16 protein-coding genes are annotated in these 20,207 nt (G+C 66.4%); 5 read left to right on the forward strand and 11 right to left on the reverse strand.

Going from position 1 to position 20,207, the window contains the following annotated elements; translation table 11 throughout:
- Positions 1 to 13 precede the first annotated feature (13 nt).
- The 10 genes from M5E06_RS13385 to M5E06_RS13430 all read right to left on the reverse strand — a co-directional run bounded on the left by M5E06_RS13385 (position 14) and on the right by M5E06_RS13430 (position 13,128).
- Positions 14 to 556, reverse strand: a complete 543-nt coding sequence (locus M5E06_RS13385; RefSeq protein WP_252138577.1) for a histidine phosphatase family protein — start codon at positions 554 to 556, stop codon at positions 14 to 16.
- A complete protein-coding gene (gene gph, locus M5E06_RS13390) occupies positions 550 to 1,245 on the reverse strand; it encodes a phosphoglycolate phosphatase (RefSeq protein WP_252138578.1) in 696 nt (231 codons plus the stop codon). Before gph ends, M5E06_RS13385 begins: the two co-directional genes overlap by 7 nt.
- A gap of 12 nt (positions 1,246 to 1,257) precedes the next feature.
- Positions 1,258 to 2,385 carry an ABC transporter ATP-binding protein gene (locus M5E06_RS13395; RefSeq protein ID WP_252138579.1) on the reverse strand — a complete coding sequence of 376 codons (1,128 nt, stop codon included), beginning with the start codon at positions 2,383 to 2,385 and terminating at the stop codon, positions 1,258 to 1,260.
- A 41-nt stretch (positions 2,386 to 2,426) separates the two neighbouring features.
- A complete protein-coding gene (locus tag M5E06_RS13400; RefSeq protein ID WP_252138580.1) occupies positions 2,427 to 4,139 on the reverse strand; it encodes an ABC transporter permease in 1,713 nt (570 codons plus the stop codon).
- Between the two features lie 75 nt (positions 4,140 to 4,214).
- Positions 4,215 to 5,579, reverse strand: coding sequence for an extracellular solute-binding protein (locus tag M5E06_RS13405; protein WP_252138581.1), 1,365 nt, complete (start codon positions 5,577 to 5,579; stop codon positions 4,215 to 4,217).
- Between the two features lie 177 nt (positions 5,580 to 5,756).
- Positions 5,757 to 7,103, reverse strand: a complete 1,347-nt coding sequence (locus tag M5E06_RS13410; protein WP_252138582.1) for a sigma-54-dependent transcriptional regulator — start codon at positions 7,101 to 7,103, stop codon at positions 5,757 to 5,759.
- 10 nt (positions 7,104 to 7,113) lie between these two features.
- Positions 7,114 to 9,597, reverse strand: coding sequence for an ATP-binding protein (locus tag M5E06_RS13415; protein WP_252138583.1), 2,484 nt, complete (start codon positions 9,595 to 9,597; stop codon positions 7,114 to 7,116).
- Complete coding sequence (locus tag M5E06_RS13420) at positions 9,594 to 11,057, reverse strand: ABC transporter substrate-binding protein (protein ID WP_252138584.1); 1,464 nt, start codon at positions 11,055 to 11,057, stop codon at positions 9,594 to 9,596. Before M5E06_RS13420 ends, M5E06_RS13415 begins: the two co-directional genes overlap by 4 nt.
- 294 nt (positions 11,058 to 11,351) lie before the next feature.
- Complete coding sequence (locus tag M5E06_RS13425) at positions 11,352 to 12,068, reverse strand: IS6 family transposase (protein ID WP_502801979.1); 717 nt, start codon at positions 12,066 to 12,068, stop codon at positions 11,352 to 11,354.
- A 160-nt stretch (positions 12,069 to 12,228) separates the two neighbouring features.
- On the reverse strand, positions 12,229 to 13,128 hold the full coding sequence (locus M5E06_RS13430; RefSeq protein ID WP_252138585.1) for a LysR substrate-binding domain-containing protein: 900 nt from the start codon (positions 13,126 to 13,128) through the stop codon (positions 12,229 to 12,231).
- A 105-nt stretch (positions 13,129 to 13,233) separates the two neighbouring features.
- On the opposite strand from M5E06_RS13430, the gene M5E06_RS13435 reads away from it, so the two are divergent.
- The 5 genes from M5E06_RS13435 (at position 13,234) to M5E06_RS13455 (ending at position 18,618) form a co-directional block, all read left to right on the forward strand.
- A complete protein-coding gene (locus tag M5E06_RS13435; protein WP_252138586.1) occupies positions 13,234 to 14,421 on the forward strand; it encodes a trans-sulfuration enzyme family protein in 1,188 nt (395 codons plus the stop codon).
- Between the two features lie 76 nt (positions 14,422 to 14,497).
- The gene (locus M5E06_RS13440) at positions 14,498 to 15,553 is read left to right on the forward strand and encodes an amino acid ABC transporter substrate-binding protein (RefSeq protein ID WP_252138587.1); all 1,056 of its coding nucleotides are present in this window, start codon (positions 14,498 to 14,500) and stop codon (positions 15,551 to 15,553) included.
- Positions 15,554 to 15,590: 37 nt separating this feature from the next.
- Complete coding sequence (locus tag M5E06_RS13445) at positions 15,591 to 16,736, forward strand: amino acid ABC transporter permease (RefSeq protein ID WP_252138588.1); 1,146 nt, start codon at positions 15,591 to 15,593, stop codon at positions 16,734 to 16,736.
- Positions 16,737 to 16,762: 26 nt separating this feature from the next.
- Complete coding sequence (locus tag M5E06_RS13450) at positions 16,763 to 17,851, forward strand: amino acid ABC transporter permease (protein WP_252138589.1); 1,089 nt, start codon at positions 16,763 to 16,765, stop codon at positions 17,849 to 17,851.
- A complete protein-coding gene (locus M5E06_RS13455) occupies positions 17,851 to 18,618 on the forward strand; it encodes an amino acid ABC transporter ATP-binding protein (RefSeq protein ID WP_252138590.1) in 768 nt (255 codons plus the stop codon). The genes M5E06_RS13450 and M5E06_RS13455 overlap by 1 nt, the downstream gene beginning before the upstream one ends.
- Before the next feature lie 162 nt (positions 18,619 to 18,780).
- Here the strand turns inward: M5E06_RS13455 and M5E06_RS13460 are convergent, their stop codons facing one another.
- Positions 18,781 to 19,866: a Gfo/Idh/MocA family protein gene (locus M5E06_RS13460; RefSeq protein ID WP_252138591.1), complete on the reverse strand. Its 1,086-nt coding sequence runs from the start codon at positions 19,864 to 19,866 to the stop codon at positions 18,781 to 18,783.
- Positions 19,867 to 20,207 lie beyond the last annotated feature (341 nt).

A 20,207-nucleotide genomic window follows, 5' to 3' on the forward strand; every position in this document is an offset into this window, starting at 1 on the left:
CAGCCTCGCCACTTCAGCCGGGCACGTCCACCCCAACCATGCCCGTCTGCCGCGTCAGATGGACGGGGGATGCATTCGGCGGCCACAGCATTTTGGAGTGCCGGCCCATCCATCGGCAGAGCACCGGCCATGTGCCGGCATGCGCGACGATCAGCGGTGGACGGCCGTCCGCCGGCACCGGCAGGCCATCGAGTGCCGCGGTGACGCGGGCGTGAAAGCCGGTCAGGCTTTCCCCGTTCGGCACCTGCTCCCGCAACAGATCGGCGGGAATGGCGCCACCTTCAAGATCGCCCCAGCGCCGCTCCTCCAATCCGGGTACAGGCATGACGGGAGCTTTCAGGGCATCAGCCAGAATGGCCGCCGTCTCCAGCGCCCGGCGTTGCGGGCTGCTGTAGACGACCGGCACTGTCCGCCCTTCGGCGAGCAGGGCCGCGGCGGCATCCTGCGCCTGCGCCCGGCCCCGTTCGGTCAGCGACACGTCCCGCGACCCGGCGAGCCAGCCGCCGAGATTGCTCTCGGTCTCGCCATGGCGGCAGAAGATCACGGCGTTCAGCATGACAGCCGTCGCGGCAGATCGGCGAACCCATCGAGGATGCCGTCATGCGGCAGGCCATCGAGCGGCACCCGGGCGTAGCCATAAGGCACCACAAGCACCCGCGCGACCTTCGCTGCGCGGGCGGCGGCCACGTCGTGCTCGTTGTCGCCGACGAAGGCCGCCTCGTCCGGCCGCACCTCCAACCGATCCAGCAGACCCAGGACCGGCTCGGGCGAGGGTTTGCGGGTCGGGTAGCTATCGCCGCCGACCACCGCCGCGAAGAGGCCAGCGATGCCCAGATCGTCCAGCAGCCGTGCCGTCGCCCCCATCGGCTTATTGGTGCAGACGCCGAGCCGCAAGCCTGCTGTCGCCAGGGCCTCCAGCGTTTCGGCAACGCCCGGATAGAGGGCGCTGTGGGCGCTGGGGTCGGCCTCGTAGATGGACAGAAACCGCTGGAGGCAGCGGGCGGCTTCCTCCGGAGCAGGGACCCCGCCGGTGGCTGCCAGCACGCGCTCCACCAGCTTGGGCGCTCCATCGCCGATGAAGGAACGCACCGCCGGCAGATCGACCGGCGGTCGCCCCAGTTCGGCGAGCAGGGCGTTGGAGGCATGCATGAGGTCGGCCGCGCTGTCCACCAGCGTGCCGTCCAGATCGAAGGCGACGGCGCGGATGGGGCGACGGATGGGGCTGTCGGCGGCGGGATCGGTCACGATGGCGGCACCTTATCGGCTGAGAAAGCGGGCCTTGTCGGCCGCGAGGTCGAGAATGATCGGGGCATCCGGGGCGAGCAGAGCATCGCCCGCCTGATGCGGCGCGTCCACCTGCACCAGCTGTCCACCGACGTCAACCGCGTAGCGGATGGAGGCGCCCAGGAATTCCCGGTGCCGGACGGTGCCGGTCAGCCGGGCGTGGCCGGGGGCCGGGGGGCCGCCGTCCTGGCGGCCATCCTCACGGATTATCAGGTTCTGCGGACGGAACATCAGCTTGCCCGCTGCCCCCGGCGCCACCGACGGCGGCAGCGCCACCGGCGTGACGCCGCCGGCGACGAAGACGGTGCCGCCGTCGCGGCCCTGCACCGTGCCGTCGAGCACATTGGCGGTGCCGAGGAACCCGGCGACGAACAGGTTGGCCGGATGGTCGTAGAGGTCCTGCGGCGTACCGACCTGCTGTACCTTGCCGTCGTCCATCACCGCGATGCGGTCGCAGATGGTGTTGGCCTCCTCCTGGTCGTGGGTGACGAAGATGGTGGTCAGGCCGAGCTTACGCTGGAGACTCAGCAGCTCCTGGCGCATCTGCACGCGCAGCTTGGCATCGAGATTCGACAGCGGCTCGTCGAGCAGCAGGATCTTCGGCTCGATCACCACGGTGCGGGCGAGCGCCACGCGCTGCTGCTGGCCGCCCGACAGCTGCGACGGCCGGCGGTCGGCCAGATGCTTCAGCCCGACCAGATCGAGGGCGGCATCCACCCGCCGCTCGATCTCGGCGCGGGGCACGCGACGCTCCTCCAGCCCGAAGGCGACGTTGCGACGCACGGTCATGTGCGGCCACAGGGCGTAGCTCTGGAACACCATGCCGACGTCGCGGCGGTGCGGCGGCAGGGTGGAGATGTCGCGCCCGCCGATGCGGACCTCCCCACCCTGTGCGGTGTTGAAGCCGGCGATCAGCCGCAGGAGCGTGGTCTTGCCGCAGCCGGACGGGCCGAGGAACGCAAAGAACTCGCCCGGCCTGATGGCGAGATTCACGTCCTTCAGGACAAGGTTGCTGCCGTAGGAGAGATTGACGCCCTCGATGTCGACGCCGACGCTCTCGATCCGGGGGACGAGCGCGGCCGGAGAAAACTGGTGGTTCATGATGGGGTTCCCTTCGGGGGCTCTGTCAGTGGTCTTCACCGTCAATGGTCCTGGCCGCGTTCGCGGCGACCGCGCTCGATCACGACATGCGACAGGTAGGTGCCCAGACCGACGATGATGACGGCGAAGATGCCCAGCGCCGCACCCGGACCGCGCCCCGCCGCCGACTGCATGTAGACGTAGAGGCCGTAGGCCAGCGGCGCGTCGCTTTGCGAGTGAACCAGCATGATGGTCGCCGACAGCTCGACGGCCGCCGTTGCGAAGCTGGTGACGAAGCCGGCGAGGATGCCGCCCGACATCAGCGGCACGACGATGCGCCCGACCGTGCGCAGCTTGGTGGCGCCGAGATTCTCCGCCGCTTCCTCCAGCGAGGAGCTGACCTGCTGCAGGGCCGCAGTGCAGGCGCGCAGCGCGTAGGGCAGCCGGCGGATCGCCAGCGCGAAGACCAGGATCAGCCAGAAGTTCGACAGCGGCTGGCCCGAGAAGGGCATCGGCACGCCGTAGAAGCTGCGCAGATAGCCGATGCCCAGCACCACGCCCGGCACCGCCAGCGCCGCCATCGCGACGTAATCCAGCCATTGCCGCCCAGGCAGCTTTGTGCGCAGGACCAGATAGGCGATGGCGGTGCCGATCGCCACGTCGAGCAACGCCGCCAGCGAAGCGTAAAGCAGCGTGTTGGTGATGTACTGCCCGCTCTCGGTGAAGACAGTGTGATAGTGCTTCAGCGTGAAGGCGTCGGGCAGCGGGCTGAAGGACCAGATGGTGGCGAAGGACAGCAGCCCCAGCCCGATATGCGGCGCCAGAACCAGCACCAGGATCAGCAGCACGATGCCGTAAGCCGCCACCAGTTCCAGCGGCTTCAGGCGCCGCTTGGCCAGACCGCCGCCGCCGCGCTGCACCGTGGCGTAATCCTTACCGCGCATCGCCAGTGCCGACACCCAGAGCGCCAGCAGCGAGCAGGCGATCAGCACGACAGAGATGACGTAGCCCATCGGGTCGGCGATGCCGATCGAGGAGATGCGCAGATAGGCCTGCGGCGCCAGCATGTCGTTGACGTTCAGCAGCAGGGGCGTGCCGAGATCGTCGAACACTTTGATGAAGACCAGCGACGCACCGGCGACATAGCCCGGCATCGCCAGCGGGAAGACGATGCGGCGGAACAGGCGGAAGCCGTGGCAGCCGAGATTCTGCGCCGATTCCTCCATCGCCCGGTCGATGTTCTTCAGGCTGGCCGACAGGTTGATGAGGATGAAGGGGAAATAATGGATGCTCTGGACGAAGATGACGCCGTTCAGCCCCTCCATGAAGGGGATCGAAAAGCCGAAATGGTCGCGCAGCAGCAGGTTGACCGTGCCGTTGCGCCCGAACAGCAGCTGCATGGCGACGGCGCCGATGAAGGGCGGCATGATCAGCGGGATGATGCCCAGGCTCTGGATCAGCACGGCACCGCGGAACTCGAACCGCGTGGTCAGATAAGCGAGCGGCAGTGCCAGCAGGCTCGCCACCACCACCGACATCGCCGAGACGTAGACGGAGTTGCCAAACGACCGCATGAACAGGTCGTTGCGGAAGAAGTCGGCGAAATTGACCAGGGTGAAGGCCCCCGTCGTCTTGTCCTGGAAGGCGACGAAGATGACCTGGACCACCGGAACGACAAGGAACAGCAGCAGGAAGGCGGCGATCAGCAGCGCGGCCAGCGCCGGCCCCGGCCGCACGCGCGCGATGCGGTCGCGCGTGAGCGCAAGTGACGTCATGGAAAAGGCCCCTTGATCTGGGGAGAAGAAAGGGGACGCAACCGTCGCGTCCCCCGTGCGCGACGCGACGGCGCGTCAGCGCACCAAAGCCATCGCCTCGTCGGCCTTCTTGCGGGCGGCGGCGTAGTTTTCCTTGGCGAAGGCGGCCCACTTCTGCTCGATCTGCGCCTGGCGTTCCGGCACCGCGTCCTTGGCCGACTTGCGCTCCACCGTGAAGGCGCCGGCCAGCTGCGGGTCGGCGGCCTGCTCCGCCGTCACCGGCATGGCGGCGACGAGGTCGCGCGCCTCGGCCAGCAGCGCCTTGGCCTTGTCGTTGGGCTTCTTGGCGAGCGCCACCTCGCCCTGCTGGATCGCCTTGGTCGCCGCCTTGAGGTCGTCGAGCTGGAAGGTGATGAGCTGGTCGAACAGCGCATCCACCACATTGTAGCGGGCCTGCGAGACGTTGACGTCGAAGTTCACCTGGGCACCCAGCGACTTGTCCTTGAACGGGTTGGGGTAGCCGGCCGGCGCCTTCTCATAGGTCGCGGGATTGACCGGCAGGCGGCGGATCGCCGGCTCCAGCAGCACCTCCTGGCCCTTCGGCGACAGCAGGAAATCGACGAAGGTCTCGGCCGCCGCCTTGTTGGGGGCGTTCTTCACCACGCCGATGTTGGCCGGAACGATGGTGGTGACGGTGGGATAGACGAACTCCACCGGGAAGCCCGATGCCTGGGAGGACAGCGCGAAGAAATCGATGACGATGCCGACACCGAAGGCTCCGGAATTGACGCCGTCCGGCACGCCGAAGCTGCGTTCGGTGATGGTGCGGTAGTTGCCGGCCATCTCCTTGTTGGTACGCCAGCCCTTCTCCCAGCCTTCGCCCTGGAGGATGGTCTCGATGGTCAGGTGCGTCGTGCCGGAGCGCGACGGGGCCGAGATCGCGACATGGTCGTAATAGGCCGGCTTGGTCAGATCGGCCCATTCCTTGGGAACCGGCAGATCGTTGGCCTTCATGTAGCGGGTGTTCCACATGATGCCGTAGCCGGACGCGGCGAAGCCGGAATACATCCCTTCGGGATCATTGACCGGATAGGCGCCGACCTTCTCCGGAATGCCCTCCACCTTGGGCTTGTAAGGCTGCAGGAGCTGAGCGGACTTCAGCACCTCGAACGCATCGGGAGCCGACGCCCAGAACAGGTCGACGCCGTTGTTAGACGCGGTTTCCTGGAGATACTTCACGCCGGCGTTGGTGTTGCGGTTCAGGATCTCGACCGTGACCTGCGGATGGGCCTTCTGGAAGGCCTGCTGGTAAGCGGTCGTCAGGTCTTTGGGAAAGGAGGTGACGATGACCAGCTTGCCGCTGGTGTCCTGGGCGAAGGCGGCGGTGCCGGACAGCAGCAGAACGGCCAGGGCGGCGGCTGCATTGCCAAGGGTGCGCCTGGCGAGCGTGGTGCGAAGCATCGGTGTTGTTCCTCCCATGATGTCTTATGCTTGGAAGTTCAGCAATCCGCGTGCCAAAAGGTCAGGTCTTGCGCGGTCTGACTTCGCACGACATCGATGGGTCAGGATGGGAACATCCGCCGGTGCGGCTGGGTAATGCCTGGAACATGCCCGAGAATATAGCTGGGGCCGCTCCGCTCACTCCTCCGTGAAATCGTCCCGGCTTAGGCCATGGTGGCGCATCTTCAGATACAGCGTCTTGCGGGTGATCCCCAGCCGCTCCGCCGTTTCGCCGACCCGTCCGCCGCAGCGGGCAAGGGCGTCCTCGATCAACTGCTTCTCGATGCGGTCGATCTGGTCGGCCAGCGGCTCGATCTCCGCCGTTCCGGCCGCCGACAGGGCGGAAGAGGCTGGCGTGAGGCCGTCGCCCAACCCCAGCGCCACTCGTTCGGCGACATTGCGCAGCTCGCGGACGTTGCCCGGCCAGGCGTGGGCGGCGAGGCGACCGAGCGTGGCTGCGTCGAGCGGCGGCGCCGTCCGGCGCGACCGGGTCGCGGCGGCATCGAGGAAATGGCGGAACAGCAGAGGGACGTCCTCCCGCCGTTCCCGCAACGGGGGCAACGGGACGGTGACGACGTTCAGCCGGTAATAGAGATCCTCGCGGAACCTACCTTCGCCCGCCAGTTTCAGCAGATCCACCTTGGTGGCGGCGATCACCCGCAGGTCGAGCGGGATCGTCCGATTGGCGCCGATGCGCTCGATCGCCCGTTCCTGCAGGACGCGGAGCAGCTTGACCTGGAGATGCATCGGCATACTCTCGATCTCGTCGAGGAACAGCGTGCCGCCGGCCGCGAATTCCAGCTTGCCGATCCGCCGGCCCTGCGCCCCGGTGAAGGCCCCGGGCTCATGGCCGAACAGCTCGCTTTCGATAATGGAATCCGGCATGGCGCCGCAGTTCAGCGCCACGAAATTGCCGCTCCGCCGCCGCCCGGCCTCGTGCAGGCTGCGGGCGACCAGCTCCTTGCCGGTGCCGGTCTCGCCGAACAGCAGAACATCGACTTCCGCATCGGCGAGGTTCGCCACGGCGGCACGCAGGCGCTCGATGGCCGGCGAGCGGCCGATGATGCGTCCCTCCAGCCCGCCGTCGGCGAGCTGGGCGCGCAGGCGCCGATTCTCCAGAACCAGCGCGCGGTGGTCCAGGGCGCGCCTCACCAGCTCGACCAGATGTCCGGGTTCGGCGGGCTTCTCGATGAAGTCGTAAGCGCCCTCGCGAACCGCGCGGATCGCCATGGCGATGTCGCCGTGCCCGGTGATCAGCACGACCGGAACCTCCGGATCCACCGCCCGGATCCGGTCCAGCAGGGCGAAGCCGTCCATGCCCGGCATCCGCACGTCGGTCACCACGATTCCCGGCCAGGATGCTCCGAGCCGTGCCAAAGCCGCCTCGGCCTCGGTCACCGCCAGGACGGCCAACCCTTCCAACTCCAATGTCTGGCGGCTGGAATCGAGCACTTCCGGATCGTCGTCAATCAGCAGGACGGTCATGGCGGGGCTTTCACGCACGGATCAGGGTGAGGACGAAGGCGGTTCCGCCGGGGCCGCTCTCGGCCACCGACAGCACGCCGCCGAAGTCGCGGACGATGTTGTACGAGATCGACAGCCCCAGACCCAGCCCCGTTCCCATCGGCTTGGTCGTGAAGAACGGATCGAAGATCTGCCCGGCCAGTTCGGCGGCGATCCCGGGACCGCTGTCGCGCACCTCGATAAGGACGGTGTCGGGTTCCCCGGCCTGCGCGCCGCCCGAAGCCTCCGCCCGGATCAGGATGCGGCGGACCGGGGCGGCGGCCACGGCATCCAGCGCATTGCTCAGCAGATTGACCAGGACCTGCTCCAGCCGCACCTCCTCGGCACGGACCCGCAAGGGGGTACCGGCATCCGGCAGTTCGATCGCGACGGCAACCGCCTCTTCGCGCAAACGATCGCCGAACAGGGACAGCGCCCCCTGGATCACCGGCCCCAGTTCAACCGCGCCCAGCCGGGTATCGGGGCGCCGGGCGAAGCGCTTCAGGTGGTTGGTGATGTTCGCCATGCGGGACGTCAGGTCGGCGATCTTGCCCAGATTACCGCCGGCCTCCTCCGTCCGGCCAAGCTCGATCAGCTTGCGGCCGTTGTGGGCGTAGGAACGGATGGCGGCGAGCGGTTGGTTCAGCTCATGTCCAACGCCGGCGGCAAGCTGGCCGAGCGCCGCCAGCTTGCCGGCCTGGACCAGTTCCGCCTGCGCCTCGCGCAGGTCGCGCTCGGTGCGCCGGTGCTCGGCGATGGCCCGTTCGAGCCGGTCGTTGGTGGCCCGGAGGTCCGCGGTGCGCTCCTGCACCGTGCGTTCCAGGATGTGCTGAGCCTCCACCCGCTCGGTCATGTCAGTCAGCGTGACGATGAAGCGCTGCTGCTGGCGGCGCCAGAAGGGACGGACGCCGACCTGCACCGGCACGGCCCCGCCGTCCGGACGCCGCCCTGTGGTCAGGATCGACAGGGCCGGCGCGGCGCCCTCCTCGGGACCGGCGGACGCCTGGGCGAAGAACGCCGTGACGCGGGCGGCGCCCTCGGCGTCAAGCCGGTCGGCAAGGCGGGGCGCCCCTCCACCCTGTTCGGCACGACCGTCGGACGGCGGGGCGATCAGGGCGGCGGCGAGCGGGTTGACGAACTCAATCACGCCATCCCCGTCGGTGATCGCCAGACCTGCCTGGGCGTTGTCGATCATCGCCTGGGCATTCGCCTCCTCCACCGCGATGGCCGTGTCGCGGAAAACCAGAAGCGCCGCCGCCATGTCCGACAACTCGTCGTTGCCGCCCAACGGGATCTCAGCCTTCAGGTCCCCGGCGGCGATGGCGCGGGCGGCGTCCCCCAGCCGGGTCAGGCGGGAGATCAGATTGCGATTGACGTAGAGCCACGCCACCAGCACAGCCACCAGCAAGCTGACCACGGCGCTCGCCAGCAGGGCGGAGCGGCCGAACGCGATGGCCTGGGCGGAGCGCCCGGCGGCGGCGCGGGAATCGCTTTCCACCGCCTGGACCTGTCGGGTGATCAGGCCATTCAGCCGGGCCACGATGTCCCGGTTCCGGGCGAGCAGCGCCTGCCCACGGGCGGTGGTCTCCAGCTCTTCCCGGCGCAACGCCGGCACACTGCCGTCCGCCCCGCGGGCGAGGGCGAGGAGTTGGCCCACCACCTGACCCAGCGACACGCCGTCGGGCCAGTCGGCCAGCGCTGTGAGGTCGCGTTGCAGCCGGTCGGCGGTCTCGTCGAGGAATCCGGCGTTGTCGTCAAGCATCTCAGGCGTGGCGAGCGTCGCCGCTCGCGCGATCAGCCCGACCGCAAGATTGCCGTTGGCGCCGATCTGCAGCACCGCCTCGCTCCGCCGGTTCTCTTCCCGCAGGACGCGGACGGCATCCGCCGAAGGCTTCCCACTTTCCACCGACGCCAGGGCGCTCTGGATGTTGAAGCGCGCGTCCGCCACCAGGGGTTCGATCTCGTCGAGGAAATCAGCGTGTAGCCAGCGCAGACGCTCGATGGCCTCCTGGTTGCGGCGGCCAAGCGCCAAGCGGTGACGTACCGTGCCGTCCAGCTCCGACAGATTGCGGCTGAGCGCATCCACCACCGGACGCAGGCCGGGAACGCCGCCTTCGATGGCGTCCGTCAGTGAATGCAGGGCGGCCAGACGGCGGCCCAGCGCCTCGCGGATCGCGTCCATCTCGGCCTCCGTCCGGCTGCCGGCCAGGACGGGAGCGGTGGCGATGATGGCTCCACCCTCCTCCGCCAGCTTGGCCGCCAGGCCCAGGGCAGGCAGGTGGCTTTCCGCGAACTCGTCGAGCGTGCCGCCCAGCCGGTCATAGGACAGCCAGCCGAGCGCGCAGGCCACTACTGACAGGACCGCGACGGCGACGAAGGCAAGAAAGAGGCGAACCCGGATGCCGAAGCGTACCGGCCACGTCCCGCCACCCATCGCGGACGGCGGGGCCGCCTGGACACTTGCCTGGGCGCTCATGGCCATCCCCCCTCTCCGGCCGCCACGCGCAGGATGACCAGGGCCCGTTCGGACGCCGACAGAGCCGCCTCCAGCCGGTCTTTGGAAAAGGCTCGCCATTCCGCCTCCAGCTCTCCCTGCCGTGCCGAGACCGGCATACCGCGGGCGGGACGGCGCAGCGCGGCGGAAAAGGCCGGATCGGCAGCCTGGGCGGCGCTGACCGGAACCCCGGTGGCGGCCTTTCGCGCGGCGCGAAGCAGGTCGCGCGCCACCGGATCGGGGGTGGTGGCGAGACGGGTTTCACCCTCATGGATCAGTTGCCAGACACGGTTGAGCGTCTTCACCCGGAAGGTGATCAGCTCGTCGAACAGCAGGTTGACCAGTTCGTAGCGACGGCTGGACAGGCCCCGGTCGAACAGGAAGAGGTCGTCGCCGGTTTCCCGTGCATAGGGATTTGGGTAGCCGGCGGGTGCGTCCACATAGCTGTCTGGACGCACCGGCAGCCGTCCGATGTCGGGACGCAGCATCAGTTCCTGCCCAGCCTGTGACAGCAGGAAATCGACAAAGACATTCGCCCCCGCCGGATTGGGAGCACCGCGCAGAATCGCGACGCTGGCCGGGAGGAAAACGCTGTCGACCGGATAGGCAAACCGCAAGCCGCCTGTAGCAGGTAGCTTTTCTTCCACCTCCGGCCCCTGCTCCGCCGATTGGCCTACCCCTTGTCCCAGAAAATCGATGGCCAATCCAATGCCGAAACGACCCTTGGCAACCCCCTCCACCACGCCGTAGCTGCGCGCCGTCACCGTGGCGAGGTTGCCTGCGATTTCAAGCCATGTCGCCCAGCCGCGCTCCCAGCCCTGGAGTTGCAGCACCGTCTCCACCATCAGATGCATGGTGCCCGACCGCGACGGCGCTGTTATGCCCAGGTGCCGGGCATATCCGGGACGCCGCAGATCCTCCCATCCCCGAGGAGCGGCAAGCCCATGCTGGTCGAGGTAGAACTGATCCCAGACCAGCCCGTAACCGGACAACGCGAAGCCGAGATAGCTACCGTCAGGATCATCGACCGGCTGGTTGCCGATGGTCGACGGGGCGCCGGTCGGCCGGGATGCGATCGGGGTCAGCAATCCCGCCGCCTTCAGAACCTCAAAAGCATCTGGGGCAGAGGCCCAGAAAACATCAACGCCCTCCCCTTCGCGGTCCTGCAGCCGGGTGATCGCCGCGGTGGTTTTTGTGTTGATAACGCGCAAATGCCGGTCCGGATGAGCGCGCTCGAAGGCCTCCCGCACCGGCTCGTAGAATCCGGCGGGAAACGACGTCAAGACGATGATCGTCCCCGACTCTGTGCCCGTCAGGTCCCGACCTGCTGCTGCGACCGGGGCCAGCAGTACCAAGACGACCGCTAGCCTGCGCGCCAAGTGTCCTCCGCGGCGCAAGACCCAGATCAGCCTTGCAATCGGATCGCGCGTACGACCGTCCATGCTACCTCCACCGACCACGGCTCCGGAACCGCCCAGCACCTCACAGTGCAATGAACTTGTCCAGCTCTGAGCAACGGTGGTGGTTCCGGTGGGCAACTTGTTACACACATGATGGCTGTGTTGCATCAGCGGGTCCGGCTTCTATCCCGCCACACATGTGCGCGGCCGAGGCTAGTTTCCCGTCTCAGAGATTTCTATCCATATGCCGTTGGAGATGGTTTTCTGAGCGGCCTGACCGATAGGTTCCGTTGCAAAGTCTGAGCATGGGTGAAGGTCGCTCCAGAGCGAACAACCTTAGGCGGCGACGCCGAACAGGCTGGCAATAAAAGTCGCTTGGTTGGGCATGTCGTTGGCGGGAATGGCGGCAACCTGCCCCTTGCGCACCATCGCCAGGACCTCGTAACCAGCGATAGTCCGGCGCGCCGTGTGGAAGCTCTTGAACCCGAGCCCTGGCCGGATCAACCGCTTAATCCGTCGGTGATCTTGTTCAACGATATTGTTGAGATACTTGACTTGCCGCAGCTTGGCAAATCGCCAGAGCTCGCCGTCCTTCTTCATCGCCATGATCGCACTCGGATAGGCGGCGTTCTTGTCCACCGTGAGGGTGCACGGGTTGACCGTGTGCTGCTGCCTCAGGGCATTGCGGACGAAGCGGCGCGCGGCCGCGGCATCACGCTTGGCGCTAAGTAGGAAGTCGATGGTGTGCCCGCGCGCATCGACGGCGCGGTACAGATACATCCAGCGCCCCTTCACCTTAACGTAGGTCTCGTCCACCCGCCAGGAGCCGGTCGTCATGCGCAAGTGCGGGCGCAGGCGCTTGTCCAGCTCCGGCGCGTAGGCTTGGATCCAGCGATAGAGCGTGGTGTGATCGACCGCCACGCCGCGGTCGGCCAACATCCGCTCGAGATCACGATAGCTGATCGGGAACTGCAGATACCAGCGCACTGCCCACAGGATCACCGCCGCCGTGAACTGCCGGCCCTTGAACGGGCTCTTCTTGGATCGTATCACCTCGCCACCCCAGCTGCCGAACCGGCCGAGGTTCCACCCGATCCCAGCCCTGTTGCAAATGCTGCAACAGAACCCCATCGCGCGCCGAGCCGAGTGGGTGTCGCCGCGCTCCCGAATGTCTAAACAGCTTGGTGGATGCACCACTTAGACCTATTGATGATCAGTCGATTGCGCCCGCTTCGACAGACGAAAAAGCCATCAGCTCCTTAATGCAATCGGCAACGATGCGAGACGGACGGCGGTTTGGTGGCAGAAGGAGCAGGGTGCGGGAACGGATCACCGGCTCAAATGCGCAAGCGACCAAACCATGGCCGAGATAGGGTTCCGTGGTCAGCGGACTGACCAAACCACAGCCGATCCCGGCCTGCACCATGGCGCAGACCGTCGTGGAATAGGGGGTTTCCAACACGATCTTCGGCATCACGCCGTGGGCCGCCAGCACGCCATCCAGCCGTCGGCGCGCGGTGTCCTCCGGAGCGAGAGCGATGAAGGGGGTGCCGTGAAGATCGGCGGGATGCAGAACCTTGCGCTGCGCCAGCGGGTGGTCGGTCGGAACTGCGATCACCAGGCGCTGCTGCATGAACAGCGTTGCATCCACCCCGGTGACGTCGATTTCGTCGGCCGCCAGCCCAACATCGAACTGGCCGGAGGCGATCAGGTCCTTCACCACCGACGACATACGTGCTTGGACGGTGATCGACACATCTGGGTGCCGCAGCTGGAAAGCGCGCAGTGCTTTCGGAAGTATGGTGGTGCTGATCGCCGACTGGCAGGCGACCCGGATTTCGCCCGAGCCGAAGTCGCGGATGCGGGCGGCGGCGGCTCGCAGATGGATCAGGCCGGCAAAGGACGAGGACACTTCCTGAAAGAACAGTCGCGCCTCCTCCGTCGCGATCATGCGCCCCTTCGCGCGGTGGAACAGCGAAAAACCGATATCCCGCTCCAACTCCTGTATCGCCTTGCTGACGGCGGGCTGCGAAATGCGCAGCACCTCCGCCGCACGCGACGCAGTGCCATTGGTCATCACCGCGTGGAACACTTCGACCTGTCGCAGATTCATGGCGGGCTCCTTATAACCTGGGAGAATAGACTAGCTGGAAATCAATATTGGACGAAATAGGGTTGGTGGCGTCAAATCGGGGGCGTCAGTCAAAGGACGCCTCCCATGAAAGATCTCACCCAGTGCGTGGTGAATCCTTCGGTTGCCACCGAAGGATTCGACAGCCTCAGCGTGCCCGTCCATCGTGGATCGACAATCGTATTCGCCAATGCCGAAGGCTACGCGACACGTGGCGAACGCGGGCACACCGGCTATACCTACGGCCTTTACGGCACCCCAACGACCCGGACGCTGGAGGCCAAGCTAACGGCGCTTGAAAACGGCATCTGGACCTTCCTTCTGCCGTCCGGGCAGGCAGCCAACAGCTTTGCCGTGCTGCCCTTCCTGCAAGCCGGCGACAGGATGTTGATCGCCGACACCTCCTATCCACCGGTGCGCGACTTCGCCAACCGCGATCTGGTCAAATTCGGCATTGAGGTCGACTATTACGATCCGACCTCCGTCGCTGACCTGGAGCGGCGGATCGATGGACGCACCAAGATCGTCTGGTGCGAATCCCCCGGCTCCACCACCATGGAGGTCCAGGACCTGCCGGCCATCGCGGCGGTGGCGCACCGCCATGACGCCCTGGTCGGCTGCGACAACACCTGGGCCACCCCGCTGAACTTCAAGCCTCTGGATTATGGCGCCGATCTGGTGACCGAAGCGCTGACGAAGTACGTCAGCGGCCATTCCGATCTGCTAATGGGGTCCCTCACCGTGCGGAACGAGGCCCTGATCACGCCAATCCGCAGCGCGCTCGGCCGCTACGGGATCGGTGTTTCGCCCGATGATGCCTCGCTGGTGCTGCGGGGGATGGAGACACTGGGCGTGCGAATGCGGCAGGCGTCCGACGGGGCGATGGCGCTGGTTAAACGGCTAGCCGGCCACCCGCTTGTGGAGGAGGTGCTGTATCCGGCTCTCGCCGGCTCTCCCGGCCATGCGGTGTGGAAACGCGACTTCCTCGGGGCCAGCGGCGTCTTCAGCGTCGTGTTCACGCCCGCGGCGACGCCGCATGTCTCGCCGGCCCTCGACGTGCTGCGCACCTTTGCCATCGGCGCCTCCTGGGGCGGCACCCGCAGCCTGATGGCGCCGATGCCAGTCAAGCGGAACCGCACCGCCCGCCTCTGGGCCGGTGAGGACCTGATCCTGCGCATCAGCGTTGGGCTGGAGGATCCGTCCGACCTGCAGGACGACCTCACCGCCTTCCTCGACGACATCGCCGCACGGACGGCCAGGGCGCAGGCCGCCTAGCCGCGGCGGACGCAAACACGCACCCCTGACAATGGCGGGCGCACAACAAACAAGACGACGAACAGGAGTTTCCCGCATGACCAAAAAGACATCCGGCTGGCGCCGCGCCGCCCGCCTCGCCCTCGCAACAACCGCGGCAGTCCTGGCTCTTGGCTCGGCGACCACGCGTCCGGCGACGGCCGGCACCACCCTCGACGCTGTGAAGGCCCGTGGCAGGGTGATCTGCGCCGCCAGCTCCGGCACCATCGGCTTCAGCGCGCCGGACGACAAGGGCTATTGGCGCGGACTGGACGTCGAGACCTGCCGCGCCGTGGCAGTCGCGGTGTTCAACGACAAGGACAAGGCCGAATTCGTGCCGCTCAGCGGGCAGCAGCGCATTCCGGCCCTGCAGAGCGGCGAGATCGACATCCTGCCCCGCACCCTGACCTGGACGATCCAGCGCGACGGCAACGGCATCAACTTCACCACCCCCAATTATTACGAGTTCACCGGCTTCCTGATGCCGAAGAGCCTTGGCGTCACCAAGGTTCAGGACATGAAGGGCGCGTCGGTGTGCGTGCAGACGGGCTCGACCACCGAAGTGGTGGTGAACGACGTGTCCCGCGAGCATCAGCTCGATCTGACGACCGTGGTCTTCGACAGCGTGTCGGCGCTGCGCCAAGCCTTCTTCTCTGGCCGCTGTGACGCGCTGATCACCGACGCGGCGGCACTCGCCTCCATCCGCGCCACCCAAGCGAAGACCCCGGCCGACTACGTCATCTTCCCGGCCACCCCCTACATGGACGCCCTGACCCCGGCGGTGCGGCATGGCGACGACCAGTGGATGGACATCGTCAACTGGTCTTTCCAGGCATTGACCGCGGCGGAGATGTTTGGCATCACCCAGGCCAACCTCGACCAGAAGCTCAGCTCCAGCGATCCCCGCATCCGCCGCTTCCTGGGGCTGGAGCCCGGCAATGGAACGGGGCTCGGGTTGGACGACAAGTTCGCCTACAACATCGTCAGGCAGCTCGGGAATTATGGCGAGGTCTTCGACCGCAACCTCGGCACGGGCAGCCCGCTGAAGATCGACCGCGGCTACAACCGCCTGTTCCGCGACGATGGGCTGATGTTCCCGCTCGCCTTCCAGTAATCCCCGCGCATCCACACAGCATCCAGGAGATCGGCCCATGCTCGCCGCCCTCTGGGACAGCCCCCGCCTCCGGGCCTGGGCCGGTCAGGCACTTCTTCTTTTCCTCTTCGTCGGGACGCTGGCTTGGCTCGCCGTCAACACGGTCGAGAATCTGGCCGTCCGCAGCATCCGCGTCGGCTTCGACTTCCTCACCCGGCCCGCCAACTTCCCGATTTCGGAAAGCGTGATCCCCTACAGCCCGGCGGACAGCTTCGCCTGGGCCTATGTGGTGGGGATCGGCAATACCCTCATGATCTCGGCTCTCGCCATCCTGTTCGCCACCCTGCTCGGCCTGTTCGTCGGGTTGGCGCAGCGGGCGGCGCACCCGATGCTGACGGGCGTGGCGGCCGTCTTCGTCACAGTGGTTCGCAACACGCCGCTGATCGTGCAACTGCTGTTCTGGTACGCGCTCGCCACCACGGCGCTGCCGGCACCGCGCAACGCCGTGCACCCCCTGCCCGGCATCTATCTGTCGCAGCGCGGCCTCTATCTGCCGGGCATCGAATGGAGCGGCAACGGCTGGGGTTTCGCTTTAGGAACGACGGCCATCCTCGCCGTTGCAGTGTTGCTGGCTCGGCTGCTGCGCCGGCAGGATCGTCCAAGGGGGATGGCGCGCGTCCTGCCCGTCGCCGGAGCGGCGGTGGCTGTCCTGCTCCTCTCCTGGACGACCGGCATCGGCGCTGTTGCGAGCCTGCCCGAGCTGCGTGGCTTCAACTTTACCGGTGGAATGCGGCTGTCGCCGGAACTAGCAGCGCTGATGGTTGGGTTGGTGCTCTACACCTCCGTCTTCATCGGCGAGATCATCCGCGGCGGCATCGACGCCGTCGGTCGCGGCCAGTGGGAGGCCGGGCGGGCGCTCGGCCTCAGCGAGCGGCAGACGCTCATGCGGATCGTCATGCCGCAGGCGTTGCGGGTCATCATCCCGCCGCTGACCACGCAGTATCTCTCGACGGTCAAGAATTCCACCCTGGCGCTTGCCGTCGGCTTTCCGGAGTTGGGGCTGGTGATCGGCACCGTCATCAACCAGACCGGCCAGGCGCTGGAGAGCATCGCCATTCTACTCGCCGTCTATCTGACCATCGGCACCGCGGTCTCGCTGCTGATGAACTGGTGCAACGCCAGAACCGCGCTGGTCACCCGATGAGCCGGCTGATGGGAAAGTTTCAGATCATGACGATGACAACTGTGATTCCCGCTGCGGCACCGGACGGACCGCCGCGGCGACGCCGCACCCCCATTTTGCAAATCTTGTTCGGCGACCTGATCGCGGCGGGCTTGACCGTGCTGACCGGCGTCCTTGTCCTGTCGCTGCTGCCGGTGCTGCGCTGGGGCGTGCTGGATGCCGTGTGGAGCACGGCAGATCCCAGCCGCTGCGGTGCTGGCGGTGCCTGCTGGGCCTTCGTCGCAGCCAAAATCCGCTTCATCCTGTTCGGCGTCTATCCCGCGGACGAACAATGGCGCCCGTTGGCGGTGATCGGGCTGGTGCTGGCCATGGTGTTGGTGTCGCTGCCGCCACGGCACTGGGGACGCCGCCTGCTGACGACATGGGGTGTGGCGGTTGGGGTGATGCTAACGCTGATGTGGGGCGGCTTCGCCGGCCTACCCTTCGTCTCCACCGCCAACTGGGGCGGCCTGCCGGTCACGCTGCTGTTGGCGATCCTCTCCCTGGGGATGGGCTTTCCCATTGCCGTCACGCTGGCGCTCGGCCGCCGCTCCAAGGTGCCGGTCCCGCGCTTCCTCTCGGTGCTGGTGATCGAGACCATCCGCGGCATGCCGCTGGTCGGGCTGCTCTTCATCTCCTCGATCATGATGCCGCTGCTGCTGCCGGCGGGTTGGACGGTCGACAAGCTGGGCCGCACGCTGGCCGCTCTGACCATCTTCGCCGCCGCCTATCTGGCGGAGGTGATTCGCGGCGGCTTGCAGGGCGTCCCTGGCGGGCAGATGGAGGCCGCCCGCGCGCTGGGCATCCCGGTGTGGAAGGCGGTATGGCACGTCGTGCTGCCTCAGGCGATCCAGAAGGTCATTCCGCCGCTGACCAACACCGCCATCGTGATGGTCAAGAACACCAGCCTCGTGCTGATCGTCGGCGTCTTCGACATGCTGAGCGCCGCGCGCACCGCCGCCTCCGACCCTGTCTGGCCGGCTCCCTACGCCGAAGGGTACCTGTTCGTGGGAGCGGTCTATTTCCTCATCTGCTTCGCCATCTCGCTCTATGCCCGCTGGCTGGAAGGCCGCGTCAAGGAAAAGGACATCCGCTGATGACCACGCCCGAACTTGCCGCCCGAACCGACGGCGGCCCTGCCATCCTACTGGAAGCGGTCGACAAATGGTACGGCACCTTCCAGGTTCTCGCCCAGGTCAGCCTGACGGTGGCGGCCGGTGAACGCATCGTCGTCTGCGGCCCATCGGGGTCGGGCAAATCGACGCTGATCCGCTGCATCAACCGCCTGGAGGAGCATCAGGCCGGCCGCATTGCCGTCAATGGGGTGGAGCTGACCGACAGCGTGCGCAACATCGATGCCGTCCGCCGTGAGGTCGGCATGGTGTTCCAGCACTTCAACCTGTTTCCCCATCTGTCGATCCTCGACAATTGCGCACTGCCGCAGATGCTGGCGCGTGGGACGTCGCGCCGGGAGGCCGAAGACCGCGCGATGCATCTGTTGCGCCGCGTCCGCATCGCCGAGCAGGCGGCAAAATTCCCCGGCCAGCTCTCCGGCGGGCAGCAGCAGCGGGTGGCGATCGCCCGCGCCCTGTGCATGGAGCCGCGGGTGATGCTGTTCGACGAGCCAACTTCCGCGCTCGATCCGGAGATGGTCAAGGAGGTGTTGGAGACCATGGTGTCCCTGGCTGAGGACGGCATGACCATGATCGTGGTGACGCATGAGATGGGCTTCGCCCGTCGGGTCGCCGACAAGGTGGTCTTCATGGACGGCGGCCGCATTGTGGAGTGCGCCGCACCCGACGAGTTCTTCGATGCACCGCGTCACGAACGGACGCGCAACTTCCTGCACCAGATCCTTCATTGATAAGGGCATGGGCATTGATGAGTGTATAGGCAAAATGCCCCGCCACCGCCGGACAGTCTGACTGATTGGGGCAGCGCGTCTCTGAGAAACTCGGTGTGAATCCCCCGGACCTGCAGGACCACAGGTCCAACGGGCACATACATCCACGGCACCCGCGTCAATTCAGACATAGCGTGCCACCCCGCCGCTTTGCTCGATCGCGTCGATCAACCGATGCAGTTTGACGGCATCTCCGAACGTTGGACTTTGAGAGGTACCGGACGTCATGTCGGAAGCGATCAGTTGGTAGAGCCTCCTCACATTGCCCGTCAGAACATTGTCGTCGGCACCGAAGCCTTCGGGTATGGAGATCGGGTGAAGGGTCTCGTCCGCTTGTGCACCCATGAGCTTGAATCCGCCCAGACCTATGTAGCCAACGGGGCTCGTCAGCAACAGGTCGCCCTTAGTGCCGTTGATCTCCACATGGAAATTGGTTGCGCGCGACAACCCGCCGCGGAAATGGCTCGTCACCAAGCCGCCGGACGTGAGCTTGCCGATGAAAGCTATCTGATCCGCGACGTCGAGCGGGACGACTTCCTTGCTCCCGATGATCCTTATCGTCTGACGGCGACGAATCAGCGTCCCGGACACACTGTGGAAGTCCTCGCCGAGCACGAACAACAAGGCGTCGATCGTATGGGCGAACGGCACATGCAGCATGCTCGCGCCCTTGGCCGGGTCCAAGGTGTAGCGAAAAGCCACCTCGAGTTCCTCCCCCCAGGTGATACCCGACCCGATGACGGACGCCGAGAGCACCTCGCCGAGATAACCCTGTTTGATCAGGTTGCGCATGTGCCGGAGGGTCGGGTTAGCACGGGTTTGAAGGCCAATCATCGCCGAGACGCCTTTTTCGCCGGCGAGCGAGTTCATCATCTCGGCGTCCCGAAGGTTCATGCCGAGTGGCCATTCGGAAAACACCGACTTTCCTGCTTGAAGCGCCGCGGTCACGAGACCACGGTGTTCCGGCACCCTCACGGTCACGACCACCAAGTCGACATCAGGATGGTTCACAAGTTCGTCGGTCGATGACACCGCGTGTTCGAAACCAAACTTTTCAGCCGACGCCCTCGCGGTTTCGATCCGGCTGTGGCTCAGGGCAGAGAGTCGGAACTGCGGCAGGTCCCTCAACGCAGGCACATGGGCGGTCGAGGCCCAACCGCGGTCGGGGTGAACGCCGATGATGCCAACTCTGATCGGTGCATGGGTCATTGGGCGCGCTCCCTTGACGTGATTTCCAGAATGGCGCGGCGAAGTTCAAGCTTGCCAACCCGCGACGGCCCATCCGTGAATTCCCAGGCTTCGCGGTGGAGCCCGTAGCTGTGCAGTGGGCCGACCGTGTATCGTCGGTTGGCGGGAAGACGAGACGGTCCTCCATTGACCATGTCCCGTTCATCTCGCTATCGGACACTCGTTCGATTCCGGTGCGATGGTGCAGATGACTTCCTCACGTCGAACGCAGGTGCCTCAGCGGCACTCGGCGAACGTCGTGAGGCTGCGCGCCTCCGTGCCCGCGCGTCTGGGAACCCCACGGCGGATTCGTCGCAAGTGTT

The sequence above is a fragment of the Azospirillum sp. A1-3 genome, from assembly GCF_023806445.1.
Classification (GTDB): Bacteria; Pseudomonadota; Alphaproteobacteria; order Azospirillales; family Azospirillaceae; genus Azospirillum.